This is a genomic window from Exilibacterium tricleocarpae, assembly GCF_007004655.1.
Taxonomy (GTDB): Bacteria; Pseudomonadota; Gammaproteobacteria; order Pseudomonadales; family Cellvibrionaceae; genus Exilibacterium; species Exilibacterium tricleocarpae.
Window position 1 is genome coordinate 446085 of record NZ_ML660090.1, and the last position, 26135, is coordinate 472219.

General features: G+C 55.7%; 26 protein-coding genes. 5 read left to right on the top strand and 21 right to left on the bottom strand.

From position 1 onward, the window contains the following. Nucleotides 1–7: 7 nt before the first annotated feature. From glmU to rpmH, 19 genes are all read right to left on the bottom strand, one after another. Nucleotides 8–1369 carry a bifunctional UDP-N-acetylglucosamine diphosphorylase/glucosamine-1-phosphate N-acetyltransferase GlmU gene (glmU, locus tag FKG94_RS08205; RefSeq protein ID WP_142903713.1) on the bottom strand — a complete coding sequence of 454 codons (1362 nt, stop codon included), beginning with the start codon at nt 1367–1369 and terminating at the stop codon, nt 8–10. A gap of 93 nt (nt 1370–1462) precedes the next feature. Next, nucleotides 1463–1888: a F0F1 ATP synthase subunit epsilon gene (locus FKG94_RS08210; RefSeq protein WP_142903714.1), complete on the bottom strand. Its 426-nt coding sequence runs from the start codon at nt 1886–1888 to the stop codon at nt 1463–1465. A 47-nt stretch (nt 1889–1935) separates the two neighbouring features. Next, complete coding sequence (gene atpD / locus FKG94_RS08215) at nt 1936–3312, bottom strand: F0F1 ATP synthase subunit beta (RefSeq protein ID WP_142903715.1); 1377 nt, start codon at nt 3310–3312, stop codon at nt 1936–1938. An 86-nt stretch (nt 3313–3398) separates the two neighbouring features. After that, nucleotides 3399–4259 carry a F0F1 ATP synthase subunit gamma gene (gene atpG, locus FKG94_RS08220; RefSeq protein ID WP_142903716.1) on the bottom strand — a complete coding sequence of 287 codons (861 nt, stop codon included), beginning with the start codon at nt 4257–4259 and terminating at the stop codon, nt 3399–3401. Nucleotides 4260–4271: 12 nt separating this feature from the next. Then, nucleotides 4272–5816, bottom strand: a complete 1545-nt coding sequence (gene atpA / locus FKG94_RS08225) for a F0F1 ATP synthase subunit alpha (RefSeq protein WP_142903717.1) — start codon at nt 5814–5816, stop codon at nt 4272–4274. 64 nt (nt 5817–5880) lie between these two features. Then, a complete protein-coding gene (locus FKG94_RS08230; protein WP_142903718.1) occupies nt 5881–6417 on the bottom strand; it encodes a F0F1 ATP synthase subunit delta in 537 nt (178 codons plus the stop codon). Between the two features lie 112 nt (nt 6418–6529). Beyond that, the gene (locus FKG94_RS08235; protein ID WP_142903719.1) at nt 6530–7000 is read right to left on the bottom strand and encodes a F0F1 ATP synthase subunit B; all 471 of its coding nucleotides are present in this window, start codon (nt 6998–7000) and stop codon (nt 6530–6532) included. 42 nt (nt 7001–7042) lie between these two features. Then, nucleotides 7043–7291 carry a F0F1 ATP synthase subunit C gene (gene atpE / locus FKG94_RS08240; RefSeq protein WP_142903720.1) on the bottom strand — a complete coding sequence of 83 codons (249 nt, stop codon included), beginning with the start codon at nt 7289–7291 and terminating at the stop codon, nt 7043–7045. A gap of 63 nt (nt 7292–7354) precedes the next feature. Then, a complete protein-coding gene (atpB, locus tag FKG94_RS08245) occupies nt 7355–8269 on the bottom strand; it encodes a F0F1 ATP synthase subunit A (protein WP_142903721.1) in 915 nt (304 codons plus the stop codon). Between the two features lie 153 nt (nt 8270–8422). Next, a complete protein-coding gene (locus FKG94_RS08250; RefSeq protein ID WP_142903722.1) occupies nt 8423–8794 on the bottom strand; it encodes an ATP synthase subunit I in 372 nt (123 codons plus the stop codon). Nucleotides 8795–9081: 287 nt separating this feature from the next. Continuing rightward, entirely contained in the window at nt 9082–9987 is a 906-nt protein-coding gene (locus FKG94_RS08255; protein WP_142903723.1) for a ParB/RepB/Spo0J family partition protein, read from the bottom strand. Between the two features lie 42 nt (nt 9988–10029). Further along, on the bottom strand, nt 10030–10821 hold the full coding sequence (locus FKG94_RS08260) for a ParA family protein (RefSeq protein WP_142903724.1): 792 nt from the start codon (nt 10819–10821) through the stop codon (nt 10030–10032). A gap of 63 nt (nt 10822–10884) precedes the next feature. Next, nucleotides 10885–11493, bottom strand: coding sequence for a 16S rRNA (guanine(527)-N(7))-methyltransferase RsmG (gene rsmG / locus FKG94_RS08265; RefSeq protein ID WP_142903768.1), 609 nt, complete (start codon nt 11491–11493; stop codon nt 10885–10887). A 62-nt stretch (nt 11494–11555) separates the two neighbouring features. Continuing rightward, a complete protein-coding gene (gene mnmG, locus FKG94_RS08270; RefSeq protein WP_142903725.1) occupies nt 11556–13463 on the bottom strand; it encodes a tRNA uridine-5-carboxymethylaminomethyl(34) synthesis enzyme MnmG in 1908 nt (635 codons plus the stop codon). A gap of 632 nt (nt 13464–14095) precedes the next feature. Continuing rightward, nucleotides 14096–15451, bottom strand: coding sequence for a tRNA uridine-5-carboxymethylaminomethyl(34) synthesis GTPase MnmE (mnmE, locus tag FKG94_RS08275; RefSeq protein WP_142903726.1), 1356 nt, complete (start codon nt 15449–15451; stop codon nt 14096–14098). 33 nt (nt 15452–15484) lie between these two features. Next, a complete protein-coding gene (gene yidC, locus FKG94_RS08280; protein WP_142903727.1) occupies nt 15485–17152 on the bottom strand; it encodes a membrane protein insertase YidC in 1668 nt (555 codons plus the stop codon). 4 nt (nt 17153–17156) lie between these two features. Further along, on the bottom strand, nt 17157–17441 hold the full coding sequence (gene yidD / locus FKG94_RS08285) for a membrane protein insertion efficiency factor YidD (protein WP_142903728.1): 285 nt from the start codon (nt 17439–17441) through the stop codon (nt 17157–17159). 11 nt (nt 17442–17452) lie between these two features. Next, nucleotides 17453–17860 (bottom strand): ribonuclease P protein component, encoded by a 408-nt coding sequence (gene rnpA / locus FKG94_RS08290; protein WP_142903729.1) that lies wholly within the window; start codon nt 17858–17860, stop codon nt 17453–17455. Between the two features lie 42 nt (nt 17861–17902). Next, nucleotides 17903–18037: a 50S ribosomal protein L34 gene (rpmH, locus tag FKG94_RS08295; RefSeq protein ID WP_142903730.1), complete on the bottom strand. Its 135-nt coding sequence runs from the start codon at nt 18035–18037 to the stop codon at nt 17903–17905. Nucleotides 18038–18184: 147 nt separating this feature from the next. On the opposite strand from rpmH, the gene FKG94_RS08300 reads away from it, so the two are divergent. The 5 genes from FKG94_RS08300 (at nt 18185) to gyrB (ending at nt 25006) form a co-directional block, all read left to right on the top strand. Further along, a complete protein-coding gene (locus FKG94_RS08300; protein ID WP_142903731.1) occupies nt 18185–18385 on the top strand; it encodes a hypothetical protein in 201 nt (66 codons plus the stop codon). 278 nt (nt 18386–18663) lie between these two features. Next, on the top strand, nt 18664–20130 hold the full coding sequence (gene dnaA / locus FKG94_RS08305) for a chromosomal replication initiator protein DnaA (RefSeq protein ID WP_142903732.1): 1467 nt from the start codon (nt 18664–18666) through the stop codon (nt 20128–20130). Between the two features lie 69 nt (nt 20131–20199). Further along, the gene (gene dnaN, locus FKG94_RS08310) at nt 20200–21303 is read left to right on the top strand and encodes a DNA polymerase III subunit beta (protein ID WP_142903733.1); all 1104 of its coding nucleotides are present in this window, start codon (nt 20200–20202) and stop codon (nt 21301–21303) included. 34 nt (nt 21304–21337) lie between these two features. Then, the gene (gene recF, locus FKG94_RS08315) at nt 21338–22432 is read left to right on the top strand and encodes a DNA replication/repair protein RecF (RefSeq protein WP_142903734.1); all 1095 of its coding nucleotides are present in this window, start codon (nt 21338–21340) and stop codon (nt 22430–22432) included. Nucleotides 22433–22588: 156 nt separating this feature from the next. Continuing rightward, on the top strand, nt 22589–25006 hold the full coding sequence (gene gyrB / locus FKG94_RS08320; RefSeq protein WP_142903735.1) for a DNA topoisomerase (ATP-hydrolyzing) subunit B: 2418 nt from the start codon (nt 22589–22591) through the stop codon (nt 25004–25006). A gap of 77 nt (nt 25007–25083) precedes the next feature. On the opposite strand, the gene FKG94_RS08325 is transcribed toward gyrB, so the two are convergent. Then, a complete protein-coding gene (locus tag FKG94_RS08325) occupies nt 25084–25782 on the bottom strand; it encodes an RES family NAD+ phosphorylase (protein WP_142903736.1) in 699 nt (232 codons plus the stop codon). Further along, nucleotides 25779–25961 carry an antitoxin Xre/MbcA/ParS toxin-binding domain-containing protein gene (locus tag FKG94_RS29500; protein WP_425460040.1) on the bottom strand — a complete coding sequence of 61 codons (183 nt, stop codon included), beginning with the start codon at nt 25959–25961 and terminating at the stop codon, nt 25779–25781. Before FKG94_RS29500 ends, FKG94_RS08325 begins: the two co-directional genes overlap by 4 nt. Between the last annotated feature and the right edge of the window lie 174 nt (nt 25962–26135).

A 26135-nucleotide genomic window follows, 5' to 3' on the forward strand; every position in this document is an offset into this window, starting at 1 on the left:
ATTCCTGCTATTTGTTTTTGGTAGGGCGTTGCCACCCTTCAATATTCCGTTGTTTACCACGGGCAATCGTCAGTTGATCATCTGCCACTGCCTTGGTTACCGTGGAGCCCGCACCCACGGTCGCGCCTTTACCCACTTTTACAGGCGCGACCAGTGCGGTATTGGAACCGATAAAGGCATCATCGCCAATTTCTGTTTTGAATTTATTCACCCCGTCGTAGTTGCAGGTGATGGTGCCGGCACCGATATTCACACCGCTGCCGACTTGCGCGTCACCTACATAACTCAAGTGATTGACTTTGCTGCCGGGGCCGATCAGGGCTTTTTTGATTTCAACAAAGTTTCCAACCTTGGCGCCGTCGCTGAGTTCAGTGCCGGGACGCACCCGGGCAAAGGGGCCGATTTCGCAATTGTCTGCTACCCGCGCCTCCTCCAGCAGGGAGTTGGGTTTGATCACCACGTTATCGCCGATCACCACATTTTTCAGGCAACAGTTGGGACCTATGCTGACGTTGTTGCCAAGCGTAACCCGGCCCTCGAACACGCAATTAATATCAATAGTGACATCTTCACCGACGCTGAGACTCCCGCGACAGTCGAAGCGGTCAGGGTCGAGCAGGGTGAGCCCTTCGGCCATCAGGGTGGCCGCCAGGTCGCGCTGGTAAAAGCGCTCCAGTTGCGCCTGTTGTTGGTGATTATTGACGCCTAAAACTTCCAGCTCGTCGGCGGGCTGTTCGGTGTTGACCACCTTGCCCTCACCCTGGGCCAGGGCAATGACGTCGGTGAGGTAATATTCGCGTTGGGCATTTTCACTCGACAGTTGTGGTAACCAGCGCTTGAGATCAACACCGCGCATGGCCATCACACCGGTATTGATCTCACTAATAGACAACTGTTCCGGGGTGGCCTCCTTTTGCTCGACAATGGCGGTGACTGCACCGTTGCTATCGCGGACAATACGGCCGTAACCGCTTGGGTCATCCAGTTCCACCGTCAATAGCGCCATGGCATCGGCACCTACCTTGGCAATCAGGGAGCGCAGAGTCTCTTCCCGAATCAGGGGCACATCGCCGTAGAGTACCAGCACCACTGCGTTGTCCCGCAGATGCCCGACCGCCTGTTGTACGGCGTGGCCGGTACCCAATTGCTCGGCCTGCAGCACGAAATGTACATCGGGCGCAGCGCAGTGCGCCTCCACCCGATCAGCACCGTGGCCGATAACCACGTTAATGGCATCGCTGTCGAGACGGCGGGCGGTATCGATCACGTGCTGCAGCAGCGGCCGGCCGGCGACCGGGTGCAGCACTTTCGGCAGGCCGGATTTCATGCGCGTGCCTTTTCCGGCAGCAAGGATGACGATATCGAGCATTTTTTCAGTTCTACAAATTAAAAAGGGTAGCCAATGCTACCCTTTTTTCCATTACATTTCCGCCATTGCACCGATATCCGGCGACAGCGACGGTTATTTACCCATCTTTTTACGGATCGCCTGGATGGTGCGCAGTTGCGCCGCCGCTTCGGCCAACTGGGTCGCCGCGCGGGAGTAATCGAAATCGCCGGATTGATTGTTCAACTCCTGCTCCGCCTCTTTCTTGGCTTCCAGGGCCGCCGCCTCATCCATATCGTCGGCGCGCAGGGCGGCGTCGGCCAATACGGTAACGGTGGAAGGCTGGACCTCAAGGTAACCTCCGGAGACGTAGTAAACCTCTTCATCACCACCCTGGCGAATGACCCGCACCGGGCCCGGTTGCAGGCCGGTCAGCAGCGGAGCATGACCGTAGACGATACCCACATCGCCCTCGGTGCCGGCGGCCACCACCATTTCCACCAGGCCGGAAAAGATCTCTTCTTCTGCGCTTACGATGTCACAATGAACCGTCATAGCCATATATTTCGCCTCTTATACCGGCGGGTAGCAAGCCCCGCCAGGCTGACTTACAGGTTTTTGGCCTTTTCTACGGCTTCTTCGATCGGACCTACCATATAGAAGGCCTGCTCCGGCAAGTCGTCGTAATCGCCCGCCAGAATTCCCTTGAAGCTGGAAATGGTGTCTTTCAAGGGCACGTATTTGCCCGGCGAACCGGTAAAGACTTCGGCGACGTGGAAGGGCTGGGACAGGAAGCGTTCGATCTTACGGGCGCGGGCCACTGTCAGCTTATCTTCCTCGGACAGTTCGTCCATACCGAGGATGGCAATGATGTCCTTCAGCTCTTTATAGCGCTGCAGTACCGACTGGACGCCGCGGGCGGTGTCGTAGTGCTCCTGGCCGATTACCAGCGGGTCCAACTGGCGCGAGGTGCTGTCCAGGGGATCGATCGCCGGGTAAATACCCTTGGCGGCAATATCCCGGCTCAGTACCACGGTGGAATCCAGGTGCGCAAAGGTGGTGGCGGGGGAGGGGTCGGTCAAGTCGTCCGCCGGTACGTATACCGCCTGTACCGAGGTAATGGAACCCTGCTTGGTAGAGGTGATGCGCTCCTGCAGGCGTCCCATCTCTTCGGCCAGCGTGGGCTGGTAACCTACCGCCGAAGGCATGCGGCCGAGCAGGGCAGACACTTCGGTACCCGCCAGGGTGTAGCGGTAAATGTTGTCGACAAACAGCAGTACGTCCCGGCCCTCATCGCGGAATTTTTCCGCCATGGTCAGCCCCGTCAGGGCCACACGCAAACGGTTGCCGGGCGGCTCGTTCATCTGACCGTACACCATCGCCACTTTGTCCAGTACGTTGGAGTCGTTCATTTCATGATAGAAGTCGTTACCTTCCCGGGTGCGCTCACCGACGCCGGCAAACACCGACAGGCCGGAGTGCTCCTTGGCGATATTGTTGATCAATTCCATCATGTTGACGGTCTTGCCCACGCCGGCGCCGCCGAACAGGCCAACCTTGCCGCCCTTGGCAAACGGGCATACCAGATCGATCACCTTGATGCCGGTCTCCAGCAGCTCTTCGGAGGCCGCCAGTTCGTCGTAGGCCGGTGCCTGGCGGTGAATGGGCATGCGCTCCTCTTCACCGATAGCACCCGCTTCATCAATAGGGTTGCCCAGCACATCCATGATCCGACCCAGGGTTTTGGTACCCACGGGCACGGCGATGGGGGCCTTGGTGTTCTCCACGGCCAGACCGCGGCTGACCCCTTCGGATGAACCCATGGCAATGGCCCGCACAACACCATCACCCAGTTGCTGCTGTACCTCCAGGGTGAGATCTTTGTCTGCCACTTTCAAGGCGTCGTATACCTTGGGCACGGCATCGCGGGGAAACTCCACGTCGATAACGGCACCGATAATTTGTACGATACGTCCGCTACTCATGTCCGGTTCCTCTTAAACCAAATTTTAAAATTATAAAAAATCGTTGCCGTCACCGCCGCACCCGGGCAGCGACCTGAATCTGTACCCTATACCGCTGCCGCACCGCTGACGATTTCCGACAGCTCCTGGGTAATCGCCGCCTGGCGCGCCTTGTTGTAGGCGAGCTGCAGATCGTCGATCAGGTCACCGGCATTGTCGGTGGCGCTCTTCATGGCGATCATACGCGCGGCCTGCTCACAGGCACCGTTTTCCACCACGGCCTGGTAAACTTGGGATTCGATGTAGCGGATCAACAGCCCGTCCAGCAATGCCTGGGCCTCGGGCTCATAGAGATAGTCCCAGTGGTGCTTCATTTCTTTATTGTCCTCCGGTAACAGAGGCAATAATTGCTGCACATAGGGCGTCTGGGTCATAGTGTTGATAAACTCATTGCCCACCAGGAACAATTTGTCGATGCGGCCCTCGCCAAAGGCGTCGAGCACAACCTTGACACTGCCAATCAGATCGGAAACGCTGGGCTGTTCACCCAGGTCGCGCACCGCCGCTACCACATTGCCACCGTAGCTGTTAAAGAACGCCGCGGCTTTGGCGCCGACCAGGCACAAGTCAATTTCCACCCCCTGATCGTTCCACTCTTTCATAGCGGTGATAGCGGCTTTAAACATATTGATGTTGAGCCCGCCGCACAAACCACGATCAGTAGAAACCAGTACAAAACCCACGCGCTTGACATCCCGCTCCTGCATATACAAATGCGTGTATTCGGCATTGGAGTTGGCAATATGACCCACTACAGCGCGAATGCGCTGGGCGTAGGGCTTGCCCACCCGCATGCGGTCCTGGGCTTTACGCATTTTGCTCGCTGCCACCATTTCCATGGCGCTGGTAATCTTTTGCGTATTTTTGATACTCGATATCTGAGTACGTATCTCTTTTCCGCCAGCCATTCGGGAGCCTCTTTACCAGGTTTGGGTGGCCTTGAATTTTTCCAAAGCAGCTTTGAAACCATTGGCAATTTCATCGTTGTAATCGCCGGTTTCGTTGACCTTTTTCATCAGGTCGGCATGCTCACTGTGCATGTAGGACAGCAGCGCCGCTTCAAAATCACCGATCTTGGCAACTTCCACATCTTTCAGCAGGCCCTCGTTGGCGGCGTAAACCACCAGTCCCATCTCGGCGATGCTTTGAGGCGAGTACTGCTTCTGTTTCATCAGTTCGGTGACCCGCTCACCGTGGTCCAACTGGGCCTTGGTGGCGTCGTCGAGATCGGAGGCAAACTGCGAGAAAGCGGCCAGTTCCCGGTATTGGGCCAGGGCGGTACGGATACCACCAGAAAGTTTTTTGATAACTTTGGTCTGGGCGGCACCACCGACACGGGATACGGAAATACCGGCGTTCATGGCGGGTCGAATACCGGCGTTGAACAAGTCGGTTTCCAGGAAGATCTGCCCATCGGTAATGGAAATCACGTTGGTGGGTACGAACGCCGACACGTCGCCGGCCTGGGTCTCAATGACCGGCAGGGCTGTCAAGGAACCGGTCTGGCCCTTGACCTTGCCGTCGGTGAATTTCTCGACGTATTCGGCGTTGACCCGCGAGGCGCGCTCGAGCAGGCGTGAGTGCAGGTAAAAAACGTCACCGGGGTAGGCTTCGCGACCCGGCGGGCGGCGCAGCAACAGCGATATCTGGCGATAGGCCCAGGCCTGCTTGGTAAGATCGTCGTAGATGATCAGCGCATCCTCACCGCGATCGCGATAGTATTCGCCCATGGTGCAGCCGGCAAAAGGCGCCAGGAACTGCATCGCGGCGGGATCGGAAGCGGTGGCGGCAATAACGATGGTGTGCTCCATCGCATCGTGTTCCTCGAGCTTGCGCACCACGCTGGCGACGGAGGAGGCCTTCTGGCCTACAGCCACGTAGATACACTTAATGCCGGTGCCTTTCTGATTGATAATGGCATCCACTGCGATGGCCGTCTTACCGGTCTGGCGGTCACCGATAATCAGCTCGCGCTGACCGCGGCCGATGGGCACCATGGAGTCGATGGCTTTGAGGCCGATCTGTACCGGCTGATCTACACTCTGGCGGGCGATTACCCCGGGCGCGATCTTCTCCAAAGCGTCGGTCATCTTCGCCTCGACCGGACCCTTGCCGTCGATGGGGTTGCCCAGGGCATCCAGCACGCGGCCCTGCAATTCGGGACCCACCGGCACTTCGAGAATGCGGCCGGTGCATTTACAGGTCTGGCCTTCGGCCACACCTTCGTATTCACCCAATACCACGGCGCCCACGGAATCGCGCTCCAGGTTCAGGGCCATGCCGTAGATGCCGCCTTCGAACTCGATCATCTCCCCGTACATGACATCGGCGAGGCCGTGGATACGAATAATACCGTCGGTTACCGATACCACTGTGCCCTCGTTCTGGGCTTCGGTGGCAACGTCCAGCGTGTCGATACGCTGCTTGATAATTTCACTGATTTCTGAAGGATTCAGTTGCTGCATGCTCTGTTCCTCAACTCTTGCCTCTTGGCCGGGGTCGGACTGCCCGCTCCGCGCACCATAGATGTTAAGCGTTCATTGCCTCGGCGAGTTTAGCCAAGCGACCACGTACCGAACCGTCGATCACCGTGTCGCCGGCGCGGACAATGGCGCCGCCCAACAAGCTCTTGTCGATAGAGCTATGCACGTTAACTTCGCGATCCAGCTTGGCACTGAGTGCTTTCGCCAGTTTGTCTTGTATGTCACCGGCCAGCTCAAACGCTGTGCTGACTTCGACATCGATGGATTTTTCCTGCTGTGATTTCAGCGCCTCGAACAATTGCCGAATTTCAGGCAGCAAAGGCAAGCGATTATTTTCAGCCAGGTACTTAATAAAGTTTTGCCCCTTGGCATCGAGCTGCTCACCGCACACACTGATAAAAGCAGCCGCTTTCTGCGCCGCAGTGTACCTGGGCGAGGCCAGCACTTGCTGCATGCGATCGGACTGCGACACCGCGGCGGCCAGGCCCAGCATATCGGACCAGGTCTGCAGGTCTTTGGCGCCCAGGGCAAACTCAAATGCTGCCTTTGCATAGGGTCGGGCCAGTGTTCTTAGTTCTGCCATGGTTTGCTTTACTCGACTGTTTAGCTTGCCTGTTTTGCTCGATTGTTTCGCTAACCTGTTTCACTTGACGGCCGCTTTGCTGCCGCCCTGTTCAACGCCTTGACCAGGGTGGTCAGAGGTCGGCCGCCAACTTGTCGAGCAGTTCGTTGTGCGCCTTTTTATCGATGGATGCCTGCAGGACTTTTTCCGCCCCCACCAGCGCCAGCGCCGCCACTTTTCCGCGCAGCTCTTCTTTGGCCCGGTTGGCATTCTGCTCGATTTCGGCCTGGGCGGCGGCTTTCAGGCGCTCGCCTTCGGCACGGGCCTGGTCCTTGGCTTCATCGATAATCTGGCCGGCACGCTTGTTGGCCTGTTCGATCAGAGCGGCCGCCTGCTCTTTGGCTTCGCGCAGTTGTTGGGTGGCTTTTTGCTTGGCCAGCTCCAAGTCCTTGTCGGCCATTTCAGCAGCGTCCAAACCATCGGCAATTTTCTTCTCACGTTCCTGCATCACATTGAGAAGCATTGGCCAGACATACTTCATGCAAAACAGGATAAAGATGATGAAGGTGATCGATTGGCCGATCAGAGTCAGGTTAATATTCACGCCGACACCTCGTGGTCTGTCGTAGTAAGGATAAGGGTGAAATTAACCGGTCAGACCTGGGGCCACCACAAAGATCAGGTACATGCCGATACCGACACCGATCATCGGTACGGCGTCCAACAGACCCGCCATCAGGAACATCTTACCTTGCAGAGCCGGGCCTTGTTCCGGTTGACGTGCAGACCCCTCCAGCAGCTTGCCGCCGAGTGAACCGAAACCGATAGCGGTTCCCAGGGCGCCGAGGCCAATCAGCAAAGCAGATGCAACATAAACCAAACCCAGTGCTTCCATTGTGTCTCTCCTATCGAGAAAGTAAGTAAAGTGAAAGTTATAAAACGTTTAAAAATTCAGACGTTAGTGTTCTTCTTCTATGTCGTAGGCCATCGCCATGTAGACGGTGGTCAACACCATAAATACAAAAGCCTGCAGGGTGATGACCAGAACATGGAACACCGCCCAGGCCCACTGCAGCACACCGCCGAACAAACCCAGCACCAGACCGGCACTGAACATCAGCGCTATCAGAATAAAGATCATTTCGCCGGCGTAGAGGTTGCCGAACAGCCGCAGCCCGAGCGAGATGGGTTTGGCGATCAGGGACACGGTTTCGAGAATCAGGTTGATCGGTATCAGGATGATATCGATGTACCACTTGCCGGCGTGGAAGGGGTGTAGCGTCAACTCTTTCACAAAACCCAGCAGACCTTTCTGCTGGATACTGAAAAAGATCATAAAGGCAAATACGGTGAACGCCATACCCAGGGTGGCGTTGGGGTCGGTGGTGGGCACGACCTTAAAGAAAAAATGCGGGTCACCGGCAATGGTGGCCGCCGTCAGCGGCAGCCAGTCCACCGGCACCAGGTCCATCAGGTTCATCAGAAAGACCCAGACAAAAATGGTCAGCGCCATCGGAGCGATCATGGCATTTTTGTGATGGAAGATATCTTTGACGGTATTGTTGACGAAGTCCACCAGTAGTTCCACGAAACTCTGGAAGCCCCTGGGCACACCCACAGTGGCCTTCTTGGCGGCCCGGGAAAACAGGAAGCAGAAGATTAACCCCAGGCCGATGGACCAGCCCAGCGTATCCAGGTGTACGGCCATAAAGCCCATATCTGTGGCTTCCTGCGAGGAGTGGGCCATGGTCCAGGTGGACTGTTCCAGTACGGTGCCGTCGTAGCGGGTGTACCCGGCGGGCAGCTTGCCGTAGGTCAGGTTCTGGAGGTGGTGTTGGATATACTCAGTGGAGGTCTGCCCTTCGCTTGCCATATCGCTTTTCTAGCACCTGTTTAAGTATGAAGTCGCTAAGTAATCTTTAAAGTAAGCCAGACTTAAAGTAAGTCAGGGGTCACTGTTCAGTCCTGCCCTCAGCACCGCCGTACTCTGGGGCCTTGCTGGCGCTGTTTTCCTGCCGCTGCCTTTCTATCGCTTCACAAGGCGCGCCGTCACTATCCACTGCACCGGGACCATCACGCCGTAAGCTGAAAACAGGGCTAACACATCGAGAGGTTTTACTAGCAGGAATACCGCCCCAAAACCGACAATCGTCAACAGGAATTTACCTGTCTCTCCCCAAAAGAAGGCTCGGGCGATCAGCGGTGCCGCGCGGGCACCGGTATAACGAAAGGCGTAACTGGCAAAATAAGCATTGGGGATCACGCAAATCAGACCCCCGAGTAACAGGGAGTACGCCGTGGTTTGATCAAACAACCACGCCACCAGGCAAAGGGGCAACAGTACCGCAAGCTGCACCAGGGGAACGCGAAAAACCGGTGGTTTGTGAATGCTAGCCATGGCCACTTCTTCGGTTATGCTCGGCGGCTAACACTCGTCTCTGTCTTCTCTACACCAAATCCACACTCAATCCTGCACCAGATACGCCCACCGTCGACACCGCGCTGCCGGAAACCGGTAAAAGCCTTGAAACTACCGGAATACCTGTTGCCAGGCGCCTGCCAGCCGGGTCGAACCGTCGATTGGGCGACGCGCATTATAGGGTCTATATGGCCAGGGTTCAACCAGCGCGCACGGGGCCCGGCACCGCGGCTACCGGCAGGTCAGACGTCGACTCTGGCGTCGGGTCAGGTGTTGTAACGCAGATGCTGAAGAATGCCGTCGAGCTCGTCTAAATTATTGTATTTCAGCACCAGCCTGCCCTTGCCCTTGGCCGAGTGCTGCACCGCGACCGGTACACCGATATGCTCGGCCAGCCCCTCCTCCAGTTTTTTGATATCGGGGTCGACACCGGCGGCCGGTTTTACCTCGGTCTGTTGTTGTAATTGTTGTTGCAGGCGCCGCACCAGGGCCTCGGTCTGGCGCACAGACAAACCTTTGGCCGTTACCTGGCGGGCGACATCTTTCTGCCCGGCGCCGTCGAGCGTCAGCAGGGCACGGGCGTGTCCCATTTCCAGATCGCCGTGCTCGAGCAGTTTTTTCACTTCATCGGACAGGGAAATCAGCCGCAGCAGATTCGTTACCGTGGTGCGCGACTTGCCCACCGCCGCCGCCACCTCCTGGTGCGTGAGTTCGAATTCGTCCTGCAACCGCTTCAGAGCCACCGCTTCCTCGATGGGGTTGAGGTCTTCGCGCTGGATGTTTTCGATCAGGGCCATGGCGATGGCGGCCTCATCGGTCACATCCCGGATAACGGCCGGTATCTTGTCGAGACCGGCCAGCTGGGTGGCGCGCCAGCGGCGCTCGCCGGCGATAATCTCATACTTCTGTCCGGCGCTGCCCGCCAGGGGGCGCACCACGATCGGTTGCATCACACCCTGCGCCTTGATGGACTCGGCCAACTCCTCCAGCGCCTCTGGGTGCATATCGCGCCGGGGCTGGTATTTGCCGCGCTGGATGAACTCCACCGGCAGCTCCGCCAGCTTGCCGTCTTCGCCGGGATCGGGGGAGGTCGCCGCCGCTATCGCATCGCTGCCGCCGGCGCCGCCGAGCAGTGCGTCCAGACCCCGTCCCAACCCCTTGCGTTTGCTCACCACTGTTTGTTCACCCTTAGTTTGCCCGCCATCGTCTGCCCGCTACGCCTCTTCTACCTGTTTGGCCGCCGCCTCGTTGCGGCGAATGATTTCACCCGCCAGCGCCAGGTAGGCAATGGCCCCCTTGGACTGGCGGTCGTAAGCCAGCGCCGGCTGGCCAAAACTGGGGGCCTCGGCCAAGCGCACATTGCGGGGTACACAGGTGCGGTAAAGGCGGTCGCCGAAGTAGTCGGTCAACTGGGTCGACACATCATTGGTAAGGCTGTTGCGCGGATCGTACATGGTGCGCAGTATGCCCTCGATCTGCAACGCCGGATTCAACACCTGTTTGATCTGGTTGATGGTGTTTACCAGAGCAGACAGCCCCTCGAGCGCATAGTATTCGCACTGCATGGGAATGATAACGCCGTCGCAGGCGGCCAGGGCGTTAACCGTCAGCATATTCAACGATGGCGGGCAGTCGATCAGGATATAGTCGAAGTCGTCGCGCGCCGGCGCCAGCACTTCACGCAGGCGTCGCTCTTTGTTGGCGGCCGACAGCATTTCCACTTCCGCCGCGGTCAGGTCGCCGTTGGCGGGCACCACCCAATAGCCGCCGGACTCTGAACGCACCAGCGCATCGCGGATGACCAGCGCACCGGTCATCAGATCGTAGACGGAAAGCTCCAGATCGTTTTTATCGATACCGCTGCCCATGGTGGCATTGCCCTGGGGGTCCAGGTCGACCAGCAGCACCCGCTTTTTGGTGGCCACCAGGGAAGCGGCCAGATTCACGCAGGTTGTGGTCTTACCCACACCGCCTTTCTGGTTGGCTACCGCGTAAATCTTGCTCAAATCTCGTACCTTGAAAAAGCTGATGGTTTACAGCTCACAGCTGCCTTTACGAATAAACCGCCGCTATGAAAAACGGGATATCGGCGCCAATATCAGCAAATGGCGCTCTCCCTCATTGCCCGGCACCTGCAGCCGGTGGCATGCCTCGACCTTATAGTGTTTTGCCAGCACACTCAACTCATCCGTGGGGTAAAGGCCTTTCATGGCCCAAAAGCGGCCGTTCGGTGCCAGCAGGTGTTCGCAGCCGCCAGTCATATCGGCAAGGCTGGCAAAGGCGCGGCTGACTACACAATCGAATCCCGGTGACGGCTGCAGATCCTCGACCCGGCAGTGTTCGACGCCGACGTTATCGAGCCCTAACGCCAGTTTGACCTGAAACAGGAAGCGGGTTTTTTTGCCGTTGCTGTCAACCAGTGTAATGTGTTTGCGCGGAAACGCTATCGCCAGGGGAATCCCCGGCAGGCCGCCGCCGCTACCGACATCGACGATGCGCTCGAGCCCAGCGGCATCGCGCAGCAACGGCGCCACACTCAGGCTGTCGAGCAGATGCCGCGCCAGCATATCGTCGACATCCCTGACGGCGGAAAGATTGTAGGTGCGATTCCACTTGCCAAGCAGCGCCAGGTAAGCCAGCAGTTGTTGCACTTGCACCTGTTCGAGATCAAACCCCATCGCGGTGGCGCCCTGTTGCAGTTTCAGCGCCTGGGCCGCGGCGCCTGCGGCCGCCGGCCGGGTCAAGAGGCCGACGCTGCCGCCCGTCGCAACAGGCCGTTTTTCTTCAGGTAAATCAGCAACAGTGAAATCGCTGCCGGCGTAACTCCCGGCAACCGCGCGGCGCGGGCCAGCGTGTCGGGGCGGGCTTCGGTCAATTTTTGCCTGACTTCATTGGACAGGCCCTCTACCGCGGCAAAGTCAAACGCCGGCGGGATGGCGGTGTTTTCATGCTCCCGCATACGGGAAATCTCCGCCTCCTGCCGCTCGATATAGCCGGCATACTTGGCTTCGATTTCCAGTTGCTCCACGACTTGTTTCGTTACCAGCGGATGTTGCTGCGCCTCGCCTTTCAGACCGGCGACATCGGCATAACCCAGTTCCGGGCGCTTCAAAAGATCGTGCAAGCTGTACTCGCGCGCCAGCGGCGCGGGTATTCTTTTATCCAGTGTCTGCGCCGCCGCACTGTTCGGCTGAATCCAGGTATCCTGCAGGCGCTGGCGCTCCCGTGTCAGTGCTTCGCGCTTTTCACAAAACGCGCGCCAGCGGTGATCATCCACCAGACCCAGTTGGCGGCCCTGTTCGGTAAGGCGCAAATCGGCATTGTCCTCGCGCAGCAGCAGGCGGTATTCGGCGCGGCTGGTAAACATGCGGTAGGGCTCCTGGGTGCCCATAGTAATCAGGTCATCGGCCAGCACACCGATATAAGCCTGGTCGCGGCGAGGGCACCAGGGTTTATCACCGCGCACCCGCAAGGCCGCATTGCAGCCGGCCAACAAGCCCTGGGCAGCGGCCTCTTCGTAACCCGTGGTGCCGTTGATCTGGCCGGCGAAAAACAGCCCGTGCAGATGTTTGGTTTCGAAACTGTATTTTAAATCCTGCGGGTTAAAAAAATCGTACTCGATGGCATAGCCCGGTCGGGTGATATGGGCGTTGGCAAAACCTTTGATCGACCTCACCAGGTTTATCTGCACATCGAAGGGCAGGCTGGTGGAAATACCGTTGGGATAAAGCTCGTGGGTTTGCAGGCCTTCAGGCTCGATAAAAATCTGGTGAGAATCCCGATCGGCAAACCGGTGTACCTTGTCTTCGATGGAGGGACAATAGCGAGGTCCGACACCTTCGATAACACCGGTATACATGGGCGAGCGATCCAGGCCGGCACGAATAATCCCGTGGGTGTCGGCATTGGTGTAGGTAATCCAGCAACAGGTCTGCTCCGGGTGTTGCGCTGCGCTGCCGAGATAGGACATGACCGGCACCGGCGTATCGCCCCACTGATTTTCCAGCGCCGAAAAATCCACACTGCGGGCGTCGACCCGCGGCGGTGTGCCGGTTTTTAAACGGTCCACTCGCAGTGGCAACTCACGCAGTCGCGCCGCCAGCGCCAGCGACGGCGGGTCCCCGGCGCGCCCGCCGGCATGGTTTTCCAAACCGATATGAATGCGCCCACCCAAAAAAGTGCCCGCCGTCAGCACCACGGCCGGCGCGTAAAACCGCAGCCCCATCTGGGTAACCACCCCTTCTACCGTGTCGCCACGGACGATCAGATCGTCAACAGCCTGTTGGAAAATGCTCAGGTTGGGCTGGTTTTCGAGGGCGCTGCGAATCGCCGCTTTGTAGAGCACCCGATCGGCCTGCGCGCGGGTGGCCCGCACCGCCGGTCCCTTGCGCACATTGAGTACTCGAAATTGAATGCCGCCGAGGTCGGTTGCCTGCGCCATGGCGCCGCCGAGGGCATCGATCTCTTTCACCAGGTGGCTTTTGCCGATACCGCCGATAGCCGGGTTGCAAGACATCTGCCCAAGTGTCTCCACATTGTGGGTCAACAACAGTGTCCGGCAGCCCATACGGGCTGCTGCCAGGCAGGCTTCAGTGCCGGCGTGACCGCCACCGATGACGATAACGTCGAAGCGTTCCGGGTAGTCCATAGATATGCCAGGGCCTTAAGTTTCTGCAATAAACAGATTTCGACAATAGGTTTTGACAAAGGGCGAGTATTATAGGGATTTCAATCGGGTTGTTCAAAAAGTAAACGTGGCTTTTTATATCGTTTTTGCTTCCGGGTTGTGGTTTCGGCCGAGGCATCCGATGCAGAGATTCAGAAGAGAAGTTTGCAAAACAACGTTGAGAAAAACCAAAGCATGAAATTAAACTATTAAATATGTATATATATAGTGTTATTTAGTATTGATAGTTATTAATAGTGCGGTCCTTATCTGGGGATAACTGCTTTAAAGCTAAATTTTTCAATGACTTAGCGCTTCAACAACTCATGTGTTTTACCGGTAAAAGCTGCTCATAATCTGGCTGTTTCCTGGTGTTGAATTGTGGACGGTTTGGATCAATCGGCGTTACGGGCACTTATTCACAATTCCACCCAGGCATTGTTCAGGTACCTTGCGTCGACTTATTCACAAAACTACTGCCGGTGTAGCAAAGAGGTGGCTAAAGCCTGCGGGGAGCCGTAAATCCGGGGATAAAGCTGTGAGTTATTGTGGATAACCTCTGTAAGCGCTGGGGGTTATAAGATTATATTACTTATTCCCTCTCGTTTACGCTTCTATTTGCCGATGCAAAAGCTCGAGAAGATGCGGCCCAGCAGATCGTCCGGCGTGAAGGCGCCGGTGATTTCGCCGAGCGCATTCTGGGCCTGGCGCAGGTCTTCAGCCAGCAGTTCTCCCGCGGCCAGACTTTGAAGTTGAGCGCGACCGGTGATCAGGAGACCCTGCGCCCGCTCCAGGGCGTCCAGGTGGCGGCGCCGGGCGGTAAAGCCGCTCTCGCCGGCGCCGGTGTAGCCCATACAGTCTTTCAGGTGTTGTTTCAGTGTCGCCAGGCCGGCACCGGTTTTGGCAGAGATACCGATCCGTGTTGGCGGCCCGCTATGCAATAGACCGGTTGCGGTATTCGACAGGTCGGCTTTGTTGAGCACGCGCGTGAGCCGTTCGGGGGGTACAGGTACCGGCAGCACGGTTTCGGGGTCGGTGTCTTCAATACTGCTGTCCAGCAGCAGCAATACGCGATCGGCGGCGGCGATCTCCTGACCGGCCCGCTCGATACCGATGCGCTCAACTTCATCTGTGGCCTCACGCAGACCGGCGGTATCGATGATATGCAGGGGCATGCCGTCGATATGGATATGTTCGCGCAGTATGTCCCGGGTGGTGCCGGCGATATCGGTGACAATGGCGCTGTCGCGGCCCGACAGGGCATTGAGCAGGCTGGACTTGCCGGCGTTGGGGCGCCCGGCGATCACCACTTTCATGCCGTCGCGCACCAGGGCTCCCTGATGAGCCTGTTGCAGCAGCGACTGTAAATCCTGAATGATCTGTTCCAGGTCTGCCGCCACCTTGCCATCGCTAAGAAAATCGATTTCCTCTTCCGGAAAGTCGATGGCAGCCTCCACATAGATACGCAGCGCAATCAGCGCTTCCACCAGGTTCCCAATCCGGCGGGAAAAAGCGCCTTGCAACGAGTGCATGGCATTGCGGGCCGCCTGCGCCGAGCTGGCGTCGATCAGATCGGCAATGGCTTCCGCCTGTGCCAGGTCCAGCTTATCGTTGAGGAAGGCCCGTTCTGAAAACTCCCCGGGGCGTGCCAGGCGCGCGCCCAGTTGGGTGATCCGGCGCAGCAATAGATCGAGCACCACAGGTCCGCCGTGTCCCTGCAGTTCCAACACATCTTCGCCGGTGAACGAGTGAGGAGCGGGAAAGTAGAGGGCGATACCCTGGTCGATCGGTTCAGCCCCGGCGTCGAGAAACGGGCTGTAGTGGGCTTGCCTGGGATTGGGCTCGAACCCCAGCACCCGGCGGGCGATAGCGGGACAAAGCGGACCGGATACTCTGACGATGCCGACGCCGCCGCGACCCGCGGCGGTGGCGAGTGCGGCAATGGTTTCGCTGGCATCCTGTAGGGACATGATGTCTGGCCGCGGGTTTGCAGTGTCGGCGGGTCAGGTACCGCCGGCTTCAATCTGTTTGGTGATCACATATTGCTGGGCGATGGACAGGGTGTTGTTGACCACCCAGTACAGTACCAGCCCTGCCGGAAACCACATAAACATCAACGTGAACACAAACGGCATCATCTGCATGATTTTAGCTTGCATGGGGTCCGGTGGTGCGGGGTTCAATTTTTGTTGAATCCACATGGTGAGACCCATTATCAGGGGCAGTATAAAGAAAGGGTCTTTTACCGAGAGATCGTCGATCCAGCCAAGGAAGGGGGTATGGCGCAGCTCGACACTTTCCAACAACACCCAGTAGAGGGCGATAAACACCGGCATTTGGATCAAGATGGGCAGGCAGCCGCTGAGCGGGTTGGCCCCCTCCTTTTTATAGAGCTTCATGACCTCTTCGGACATCTTCTGGCGGTTATCGCCGTAGCGCTCTTTCAGGTCCATCATTTGCGGTTGCAGCTTGCGCATTTTAGCCATGGATTTGTAGCTGGTGGCCGACAGCGGAAAGAATATTGCTTTGACAATTATTGTCAGGATAATAATGGACCACCCCCAACTGCTGACAAAGCCGTAAATCCAGTTGAGCACCCAAAACAGGGGTTTGGCAATCCACCAAAGCCAACCGTAGTCAACGGTCAGGTCGAGGTAGGGGGAAATCTCTTCGAGTCGATAAACGTCCTTGGGGCCGGCGTATAAGCTGGCCGCAAGTGTGCCTTGAGTGGCCGGCGGGACTTCTACCTGAGGACTGGTAAAGCTCATCAGGTAGAGGTCGCGGCCGGCGGACTTGCGCAGGCTGAAGCTGTTCTGTGCATCGGGGTTCGGGATCCAGGCGCTGAGGAAATAATGCTGTATCATCGCCACCCAGCCGCCGGTATTGCTCGCTTTAACCGACTCGTCTTGAATATCGTCGAAGCTGTATTTGATGTAGTTTTCTTCGTTGGTGTGCAGGGCTGCGCCGAGAAACGGTTGCACGCCGAAACCGGCGCTGACCGGGGGCTGCATGCTGTCGCGTTTGATCTGGCCGAATAGGTTGGCTCGCCAGGGTTGATCGCCGCGGTTGTCGACCAGGTACTCCAGGCCCACCAGGTAGTCACCGCGGCGGAAGGTGAAGCGTTTGACGATGTCGGCCTGCTCGTGCCGCAGGGTCAGGTCGACCACCAGTTCGTCTTCGCCGTCACCTAATTGATAGTTGGTTTGAGCCGCGTTAAATACCGGTCGGCCTGCCGTGGTATCGGTGCCGTTTGGGCCCAGCAGGCCACTTTCGGCTACATAGATATGGGATTGGGTGCGATTGAGCAGCTCGAACGGGATATCCGGTGTGTCGAGACTGGCCATATGTCTGGGCAGCGCCACTTTGACGATGTCGCCGCCGTGGGTGTCAATCAGCACGTCCAGACTGTCGGTTTTCACGGATATCAGCGGGGCTCCGGTGGCGGCGGGGCGGCGCTCGATTGAGGTATCGTCGGCACTGGGGAGATCGCTGGCCGCCGCCGCCGGCGTATCGACAGCCGGGGTCGGCAGCGCGGTGGGTGCGGAGGAGAGGGTGGTGGTCTCCGCCACCGGTACCGGTTGGCGGCGCTGTTGAAATTTGTCCCATTCCAAAAACAGCATAAAAGTAACGGCTGCCATGGCTAACAATAAGAGGTTGCGTTGCCAATCCATCTTCTTACTTCTTTATCGGTGAATGAGTGAGGTGATGATTGTCCGCGATGCCCGACCCGGAATCCGCACTGCAATGGGGGTCCGGCACCGGATCGATGCCGCCCGGGTGCCAAGGATGACATTTGCTCAGACGGCGCAGTGTCAGCAACCCGCCGCGGATCAAGCCGTGGCTGACAATGGCTTGTTCGGCATAGTGGGAGCAGCTTGGATAGAAGCGACACTGATTGCCCAGCCAGGGGCTGGCCAGGTACTGGTAGAGCCGAATAAGGGCGACGGCGAGCTTTATCACTGTGTCTGTTCCTATTTCTTGTCCTGGTTTTTGTCTTGATCTTGGAGCCGGGTTGGGTGATGCTTTTGCGCTTTCTGGCAGATGCGCTGCCACTGCTGCTGGAACAAGCGGTGAAGCTGGCGGTTGTCGAAAACATCCAGTTCGCGGCGCGCCAGCACTATAGCATCTATGCCGGCCAGTTTGTGCTGTTGCAGGCGAAATGATTCCCGCGCAATGCGTTTGATACGGTTGCGTTGCACGGCCAGGCGGATGTTCTTCTTGGCGATAACCAATCCCAGTCGTGGATAGTCAAGGCCGCTGGGTCGGGCCAGAACCAGGAGGTGTTTGTGGGAAGCTCGAAACGGGGCGTCGTCGAAGACGGCTTGAAAGTCGCTGGAGCGGAGCAGTCGTAGAGACTTGCCAAATGCTGAGCCGGTCACTCCAGCAACCAATCAAACATAGCGCGCTAGCCGGGGCCGGGGTTAGGCGGCTAACTGCTTGCGTCCCTTGGCGCGGCGGCGGGCCAGGACTTTGCGACCGTTCTTTGTGGCCATGCGTGAGCGAAAGCCGTGGTTGCGTTTGCGCTTCAGAACGCTGGGCTGAAATGTTCTTTTCATGAAACCTACCTGCCGTAAATACCTGCCGTAAAATGAATTTCTGCCTCGGCACCTGCTTTACCAGATGGACTCCATCAATATAGGGAGGGCGACCTTAAACCTGATAAGGCCCTTCTTCCTTCTTATATATGGAGCAACAGCCTTTATATGAAGCAACAGCCTTGGAGGCGAAAACCGCGCGATTTTATAGAAATGTGGCCGGTAAATCAATGGCTGGCGATAAACAACACCCGCTCCCCGTTACCGCTGGAGATGATTTTCATGCCCGCCAATCCATACCGTTTTACAACCAGTTTTTACCTGTTTTATCCAGAAGGTTATCCACAGATGTTGGGGCTAACTGGTTGAATTTTGAGCTTCAGGCTATATCTTTATCGACTTCCCTTGTAGACGCTAACTTGTTGATAAGCAAGTATTATTTGCTTAAATATAAATAGGCTTTTTTTGCTTTTAGGTGTGGATAAGTAGGCCGGGTTGGGGGTAAACTAGTGGCCCTTTTCAGCCAGTTTATTGTTTTTTGAATTGCCTTGGAAAACTTCATAATAACCAGGGCAAGGGGCGTTCTGTTGTTCGAAAAAAATCCGGCTCAAAGCCGTTTGCTTAATCGTGTATTTGGGGAGTTGATCTTGCCAGAGGCAATCTGGAAAAAGTGTGTAGATAATCTGCAAAGTGAATTGCCCTCCCAGCAGTTCAATACCTGGATACGTCCGCTGAAAGTCGATAGCGACAGCGATGAGTTGTTGCGGCTGCTGGCGCCCAATCGGTTTATTCTCGACTGGGTGTCGGATAAATTTCTGATGCGTATCTGTGAACTGGTGAATGAATACTGTGAGGGTCGCCCGCCGCTGCAGGTGGAACTGGGTATGGCGGCGCGGCAGCCGGCGGTATTTAAGCGCCGGCCATTGGGAGACGATGCCCGGGAGGAAAATGGCGGGAATGGTGCGCCTGTTCAGAAGCCATCAACACCGGCGCCGGGGTATGGTGCGATCAAGGCGCCTCTGGCCAAACCGACCACCAACCTGGTAAAGAACCAGCGCGATAACCTGGCCGATGTGGAAGGCGGCCTCAAGCACCGCAGCTACCTGAACACGTCTTTTAATTTCAGGAGTTTTGTAGAGGGCAAGTCAAATCAATTGGGGTTGGCGGCGGCTCAGCAGGTGGCGGAAAACCCCGGCGGCTCCTATAACCCGCTGTTTATTTACGGTGGGGTAGGTCTGGGGAAAACGCATCTAATGCATGCAGTGGGTCATGCTCTGGTGGAGGAGGACCCCAGTGCCAAGATCGTCTATCTGCACTCTGAGAGATTCGTTGCCGATATGGTCAAGGCATTGCAGCTCAATGCCATCAACGATTTTAAGCGGTATTATCGCTCCGTCGATGCGCTGCTGATCGACGACATCCAGTTTTTCGCTGGCAAGGAACGATCTCAAGAAGAGTTTTTCCATACCTTCAATGCGCTCCTGGAAGGGGGCCAGCAGATCATTTTGACCTGTGACCGCTACCCGAAGGAAATCAGTGGACTTGAAGAAAGGCTGAAATCCCGATTTGGCTGGGGATTGACGGTGGCGATTGAACCGCCGGAGTTGGAAACCCGTGTAGCTATCTTGAAGAAAAAAGCGGAACAGGCGAATATGCTGCTGCCGAATGATGCCGCGTTCTTTATTGCCCAGCGAATTCGCTCGAATGTGCGGGAATTGGAAGGCGCCCTGAAGCGCGTAATTGCCAACGCCCATTTCACCGGGCGCAGCATCGATGTGGAACTGGTGCGAGAGGCCTTGAAGGATTTGCTGGCGTTGCAGGATAAGCAGGTCAGCATTGATAATATACAGCGGGTCGTGGCGGAGTATTACAAAGTCAAAGTCAGCGATCTGCTGTCAAAGCGTCGCAGTCGTTCCGTAGCGCGACCGCGACAAGTCGCCATGTCGCTGGCCAAGGAGCTGACCAGTCACAGTTTGCCGGAGATTGGCGATGCGTTTGGCGGCCGCGACCATACCACTGTTTTACATGCCTGCCGAAAAATCAATGAGCTGCGGCAGGAGAGCTCTGATATTCGGGAAGATGTAAAAAACCTGATGCGGTCGTTGACAACCTGATAACGACCCTGACAGAAAGTTTTGAGACCTGTTGACCTATAAGCGCATTAATTCACAAGAGAAATAAAGATGAAGTTCACCGTAACTCGCGAAGCCTTACTGAAGCCCCTGCAGCTTGTTGCCGGCGTGGTGGAGCGGCGCCAGACGCTGCCGGTCCTCGCTAATGTATTGGTAGTGTTAGAGGGCGATCAGCTCTCTTTGACCGGTACCGATTTGGAAGTCGAAATTGTCGGGCGGATACAGTTGGACCAGGCGGGGGAAAGCGGGGAAATCACCGTGCCGGCGCGTAAGCTGGTGGATATTTGTCGGTCCCTTCCGGATTCCTCCAAACTAGATATTTCTGAAGAAAATCAAAGAGTTATTGTTAAAAGCGGACGCAGTCGCTTTACCCTGTCGACACTCCCGGCCAACGATTTTCCCAATGTGGAGGACAGTGCCGGCGATCTGAAATTCACCTGTGAGCAAAGGGTGATAAAACGGCTTATCGATCGCACCGGCTTTGCCATGGCCCACCAGGATGTTCGCTACTATCTGAATGGTATGTTGTGGGAGGTGCAGACCGGGCAACTGCGGGTAGTGGCGACTGACGGGCACCGGTTGGCTATGTGTACCCGAGAGGTGGATGTTACAGCCGATGAGGTAGTACAGGCTATCCTGCCCCGCAAAGGCGTCATTGAACTGTCCCGCCTGCTTAACGATGGCGATGAGACCATCGACGTCTGGCTTGGCAGCAACCATATTCGGGCTAACACTGAGGATTTTACATTTACGTCAAAGCTGGTTGACGGCAAATTTCCGGACTATGAGCGGGTATTGCCAAAGGGTGGCACCAAGGTTGTATTCGGATCCCGCAGTGAGCTGGGGCAGGCGTTTGGCCGCACCGCCATCCTATCGAACGAGAAATATCGGGGTGTTCGATTGTTATTGGACGATGGTCTGTTGACCATTGTTGCCAATAACCCCGAGCAGGAAGAGGCAGAGGAGCAGGTGGTGGTGGACTACACCGGCGAAAAGCTGGAGATAGGGTTTAATGTTAGCTACCTGCAGGATGTCGCCAATGTATTGAGTAGCGACAATATTAAAATGATCCTGTCGGATGCCAACAGCAGCGCGTTGGTGGAAGAACCGGAAGGTGGTGATTCCACCTATGTTGTGATGCCGATGCGGCTTTAGTAGAGGCTTCATTGCCCGGCAGATACAGGTCTTCATGACCCTTAAACGCCTTTCTGTGACCAATCTCAGAAATCTGAGTGCGGTGGAGATACAACCCGGCCATCGCGTTAACTTTATCTATGGTGCCAATGGTAGCGGTAAGACCAGCCTGTTGGAGGCTATCAGCATATTGGGAATGGGCCGGTCTTTTCGCAGTCACAAGCTCAGGCCGGTGATAAGACGTGGCGCTGACATCATGACAGTGTTTGGCAAGCTGGGAGAAGGACAGCAGGATATACCGGTTGGTGTGCAGAGGGCCATCAGCGGACAAGCGACAATTAAGGTCGATGGTGTTCAGGTAAATTCTGCCGCTAAATTAGCCGAGAACCTTCCCCTTCAGCTGATAGATTCCCAGTCCTTTTTGTTGTTGGAAGGTGCTCCTAAGGTAAGGCGGCAGTTTCTCGACTGGTTGGTGTTTCACGTGAAACCTAACTTCCTGCTTGCTTGGAAGGGGGCTCAGCAATGTATTAAACACCGCAATAGCTTGCTCCGCCGTGATAGAATAGACCCTTTGTTGCTAGCGCCCTGGGACAAAGAGCTGGCCGGTTATAGCCAAACTGTAGACAGCTTGCGGCGCGAATGTTTCGACAGTCTATTGGAAACCTTTGATCATCTTATCAGTGAATTCGTGCCGGTAGATGGGCTCAAGCTCAGTTACTACCGGGGGTGGGAACACGCAACCGATTATCTTGAATACTTATCTCATCATCGGGAGAAGGATCGTTTATTAGGGTACACCGGAAGTGGTCCTCATCGAGCGGATATCAAGATTCGGATAGGGCAAGATAATGCAGCCCAGGTGCTATCGCGGGGACAGCAGAAACTCCTGGTTTGTGCATTGAGAATTGCCCAGGGGTTAGTCTTCTCGAAGCTGAGTCAGCGCCAGTGTGTATTTCTCATTGATGATCTACCCGCTGAACTCGATAGCACGCATCGAACCCTGCTGGCGAAGTGGTTGGATCAGATAGGTTGCCAGGTGTTTGTCACCGGCGTAGAGAAAGAGGTGTTATTGGAATCCTGGCCACAAACACTGACAGAAGATGAGAGAACAGTGTTTCACGTGGAACAGGGGCAGGTTTCCCTTGGTTAAACTAGGGGCAGTGGGTTCAAAGGGCTCAGAAGACAAGATTAAAAGAAAAAGCCGTGGGTGCATAAATCAGTAAAATCGAAGTGAAAATACTGTCTGCAAGCTAAGCCTCAAACAGAGTAGCCATGCAGATTGATAGACTATTGTGGAGTGATATCTATGTCAGATGACAATTCTTACGACTCGTCCAGTATCAAGGTGTTGAAAGGCCTGGATGCGGTACGTAAGCGGCCGGGGATGTACATTGGTGATACCGATGACGGTACCGGCCTCCACCATATGGTATTTGAGTTGGTGGACAACTCTATTGACGAGGCTCTGGCTGGATTTTGCTCAGAAATACGCGTGGTAATTCATCCCGATGAGTCGGTATCGGTCTCCGACAATGGTCGTGGGATACCCACGGAAATCCATGATGAGGGCGTCTCAGCTGCCGAAGTGATTATGACGGTGCTGCATGCCGGTGGTAAATTTGACGATAATACCTACAAAGTATCCGGCGGGTTACACGGTGTTGGGGTTTCAGTGGTCAACGCGCTTTCGTCGGAACTAAAGCTTATCATTCGTCGTGAAGGAAAAGTCTACGAGCAGATATACAAACATGGTGTGCCCCAGGCTCCCCTCACTGTGGTGGGAGAGACGGAAATAACCGGCACCGAGGTGCACTTTCACCCCTCCACGGAAACCTTCACCAATATAGAGTTTCATTTTGATCAACTGGCCAAGCGGCTCAGAGAGCTGTCCTTCCTGAACTCTGGTGTGCGCATCGTCTTAAAAGACGAGCGCAGCGGCAAAGAGGAGATTTACGAGTATGAAGGTGGCCTGAGAGCGTTTGTGGAATACCTGAATCAGAATAAAAACGCTATCAATAAGGTTATGCACTTTAATATCCAGCGGGATGATGGCATAGGTGTGGAAGTCGCCTTGCAGTGGAACGATTCTTTTCAGGAAAATATTTTCTGCTATACCAACAATATTCCGCAAAGGGATGGCGGTACCCATTTGGCAGGTTTTAGAGCCAGCCTGACCCGCAGTCTCAATACCTATATCGAGCGTGAAGGTATCGGCAAAAAAGATAAGGTCAATACTACCGGCGACGACGCCCGCGAAGGTTTGACGGCGATTATCTCGGTAAAGGTGCCAGACCCGAAGTTCTCGTCCCAGACCAAAGACAAACTGGTTTCATCGGAAGTAAAGCCGGCGGTCGAGCAGGAAATGGGTAGTGCGTTTAACGACTATCTGCTTGAGAACCCCCAGGAAGCCAAGTCAGTGGTCAGTAAAATGATCGAGGCTGCCAAGGCTCGGGAAGCGGCCCGCAAGGCCCGCGAAATGACTCGTCGGAAAGGTGCCCTGGATATTGCAGGGCTACCTGGGAAACTGGCGGATTGCCAGGAAAAGGACCCGGCACTTTCAGAGGTATACCTGGTGGAGGGTGACTCCGCCGGCGGCTCTGCGAAGCAGGGCAGGGACAGGCGCACCCAGGCAATTCTGCCTTTGAGAGGAAAGATCCTGAATGTGGAAAAGGCCCGTTTCGATAAAATGTTATCCAGTGCGGAAGTGGGCACCCTCATTACAGCCCTGGGTTGCGGTATAGGCTCCGAGGAGTTTGACCCCAATAAGCTGCGTTACCACAGTATTATTATTATGACCGATGCGGATGTAGACGGTTCTCACATCCGTACTCTGTTACTGACGTTCTTCTTCCGCCAAACCCGCGAACTGATCGAGCGGGGTCATGTTTATATTGCTCAGCCACCCTTGTATAAAGTCAGCAAAGGTAAGCAGGAACAATACCTCAAGGATGAAGATGCCCTGACGGCTTACCTCACCCAGGCGGCCCTGGAGAATGCTCGGCTTTTCGTCAATCCCGACGCCCCAGGCATCGGTGGCGAGGCGTTACAGAGCCTGGTTCAGGAATACCGCAGCGTAATGGCGACGATTGACCGGCTCTCTCAACTCTACCCGTCAACGGTGCTGGAGCAGATGGTCTATTTGCCCGCGGTGAAGCCCGATCACCTCGGCGATCAGGGTTATATGGAGCAATGGTGCGACCAGCTTTTGGCCCGCCTTACGCTTAACAATGGTGCCGGCAGCCACAGGTATCGACTGTCGGTAAAAGAGGATCAGGAACGGCATTTGTTCTTACCCCAGGTGGAAATCACTGCTCACGGTGTACCGACCAACTACCACTTTGCCCATGACTTCTTCCAGTCCGGCGAATACCGGGCCATCGTCGGGCTCGGCAACCAGTTAGAGAACCTGATTGAAGAGGGTGCCTATGTTATGCGTGGCGAGCGCCGCCATGAGGTGTCCAACTTCAAGGAGGCGCTCGACTGGCTGATGCACGAATCCCGCCGCGGCCACAATATCCAGCGTTATAAGGGCTTGGGCGAAATGAACCCGGAACAGCTCTGGGAAACCACCATGGACCCCGAAACCCGGCGTATGTTGAAAGTCACTGTGGAAGATGCCATTGCCGCGGACCAGATATTTACCACCCTGATGGGGGATCAGGTCGAGCCGAGGCGTGACTTTATTGAGACCAATGCGTTGGCGGTGGCGAATTTGGATATATAAGGTATAAGGCTTTGTCGAATCTCAAATTCGATGACATTAAGTCTTAAATCCTTAATAAGTGAGATAGCGGGATCCGGCTAAAACAGTCCTTTGCCAAGCGGTACAACAGCGCGTATTGAACTTTCACCCCAGATCATTTCGTAATGCGCGCTCTGTATCATCGACTGTACAGGTCGTGGGGTGAAAAGCGCGTAACATGCAGCACCCGGATTTCGTACGGAATTGTACCTCAGCGCATCGAGATTTCCATTGGATTTTATTTCTATGCCCAGGGGCCTCGATGCTGCGTAGCCATTTGGGTTGTATATTGGGTCATTATTTGGGAGATGACTCGCGTCTAGCCCGTTTTCTATACCGAATGTAGTTTCCAAGCATTTAAAAACCATTCGATCGAAATTAAGGTCAGGAACATTACTCCAAAGCAAATGCTGGTGGTACTTAACTTCTTTAACTGCCGTATCTACGCATGATCCCGCATAGAGCAAGCCAAAGCTCCCGTCACTAAAACGACTTCCGTCTGGGTTAATGTGAGTAAAAGGAGCCGTTGAGTATCCGCAGCCGACAATTCCGAAAGGGATTTCTTCCTTTGGCAAAAACGAAAGATCGCCGACCTCTGCCTTTAACCTCGGGTTTGTTAGCGCTTGGATTTCATAAAGGGCTTCGTATTCTTCCGGACCTGCTACGTCCTCAAAGATGGCAATCGGAGGAAATTTAGCATTAATCAGGCGGTAGCCAACGATTGAATTCTCTGAAAACGGCGTAAGGTCGTTTATCAAAACCCACTTCCTCGAAGTGCATCAACACGCTTGTACACTTCATATAGCGAAGCAAAGTCCCCGCGCGCGATAATGTCCAGTGGCCTGCGCCCCTTGAAATAAGGGTTGTGGTTTTCCATTGCCATAAAACCCGATACATTTTTAGGGTTATCAAAAATCACCCTGAGCGACTGATGCATATTCAAAATGTAGCTAATGCGCTCTATCTGGTCTGCGGACAGCCTTGTGCGTATTCCGGCGAAGATGAACACCTATTCCGGGCGAACGTGAACACCTAATGTCCTAACGCATCACCCGTCCGGATTTTTAACCCAGGTGTTCATCTTGGGTCAACTGCCCGAGGATTTTTCTCA

What these genes read in the sequence shown, in the direction of transcription:
- dnaN (WP_142903733.1), top strand. Translation starts at nt 20,200, where the DNA reads ATGAAGTTCACCGTAACTCGCGAAGCCTTACTGAAGCCCCTGCAGCTT.
- mnmG (WP_142903725.1), bottom strand. Translation starts at nt 13,463, where the DNA reads ATGGACTACCCGGAACGCTTCGACGTTATCGTCATCGGTGGCGGTCAC.
- glmU (WP_142903713.1), bottom strand. Translation starts at nt 1,369, where the DNA reads ATGCTCGATATCGTCATCCTTGCTGCCGGAAAAGGCACGCGCATGAAA.
- rsmG (WP_142903768.1), bottom strand. Translation starts at nt 11,493, where the DNA reads ATGGGGTTTGATCTCGAACAGGTGCAAGTGCAACAACTGCTGGCTTAC.
- mnmE (WP_142903726.1), bottom strand. Translation starts at nt 15,451, where the DNA reads ATGTCCCTACAGGATGCCAGCGAAACCATTGCCGCACTCGCCACCGCC.
- FKG94_RS29500 (WP_425460040.1), bottom strand. Translation starts at nt 25,961, where the DNA reads ATGCATCAGTCGCTCAGGGTGATTTTTGATAACCCTAAAAATGTATCG.
- yidC (WP_142903727.1), bottom strand. Translation starts at nt 17,152, where the DNA reads ATGGATTGGCAACGCAACCTCTTATTGTTAGCCATGGCAGCCGTTACT.
- atpG (WP_142903716.1), bottom strand. Translation starts at nt 4,259, where the DNA reads ATGGCTGGCGGAAAAGAGATACGTACTCAGATATCGAGTATCAAAAAT.
- recF (WP_142903734.1), top strand. Translation starts at nt 21,338, where the DNA reads ATGACCCTTAAACGCCTTTCTGTGACCAATCTCAGAAATCTGAGTGCG.
- rpmH (WP_142903730.1), bottom strand. Translation starts at nt 18,037, where the DNA reads ATGAAAAGAACATTTCAGCCCAGCGTTCTGAAGCGCAAACGCAACCAC.
- atpD (WP_142903715.1), bottom strand. Translation starts at nt 3,312, where the DNA reads ATGAGTAGCGGACGTATCGTACAAATTATCGGTGCCGTTATCGACGTG.
- FKG94_RS08300 (WP_142903731.1), top strand. Translation starts at nt 18,185, where the DNA reads ATGAAGCAACAGCCTTGGAGGCGAAAACCGCGCGATTTTATAGAAATG.
- FKG94_RS08250 (WP_142903722.1), bottom strand. Translation starts at nt 8,794, where the DNA reads ATGGCTAGCATTCACAAACCACCGGTTTTTCGCGTTCCCCTGGTGCAG.
- gyrB (WP_142903735.1), top strand. Translation starts at nt 22,589, where the DNA reads ATGTCAGATGACAATTCTTACGACTCGTCCAGTATCAAGGTGTTGAAA.
- atpE (WP_142903720.1), bottom strand. Translation starts at nt 7,291, where the DNA reads ATGGAAGCACTGGGTTTGGTTTATGTTGCATCTGCTTTGCTGATTGGC.
- atpB (WP_142903721.1), bottom strand. Translation starts at nt 8,269, where the DNA reads ATGGCAAGCGAAGGGCAGACCTCCACTGAGTATATCCAACACCACCTC.
- FKG94_RS08230 (WP_142903718.1), bottom strand. Translation starts at nt 6,417, where the DNA reads ATGGCAGAACTAAGAACACTGGCCCGACCCTATGCAAAGGCAGCATTT.
- atpA (WP_142903717.1), bottom strand. Translation starts at nt 5,816, where the DNA reads ATGCAGCAACTGAATCCTTCAGAAATCAGTGAAATTATCAAGCAGCGT.
- FKG94_RS08210 (WP_142903714.1), bottom strand. Translation starts at nt 1,888, where the DNA reads ATGGCTATGACGGTTCATTGTGACATCGTAAGCGCAGAAGAAGAGATC.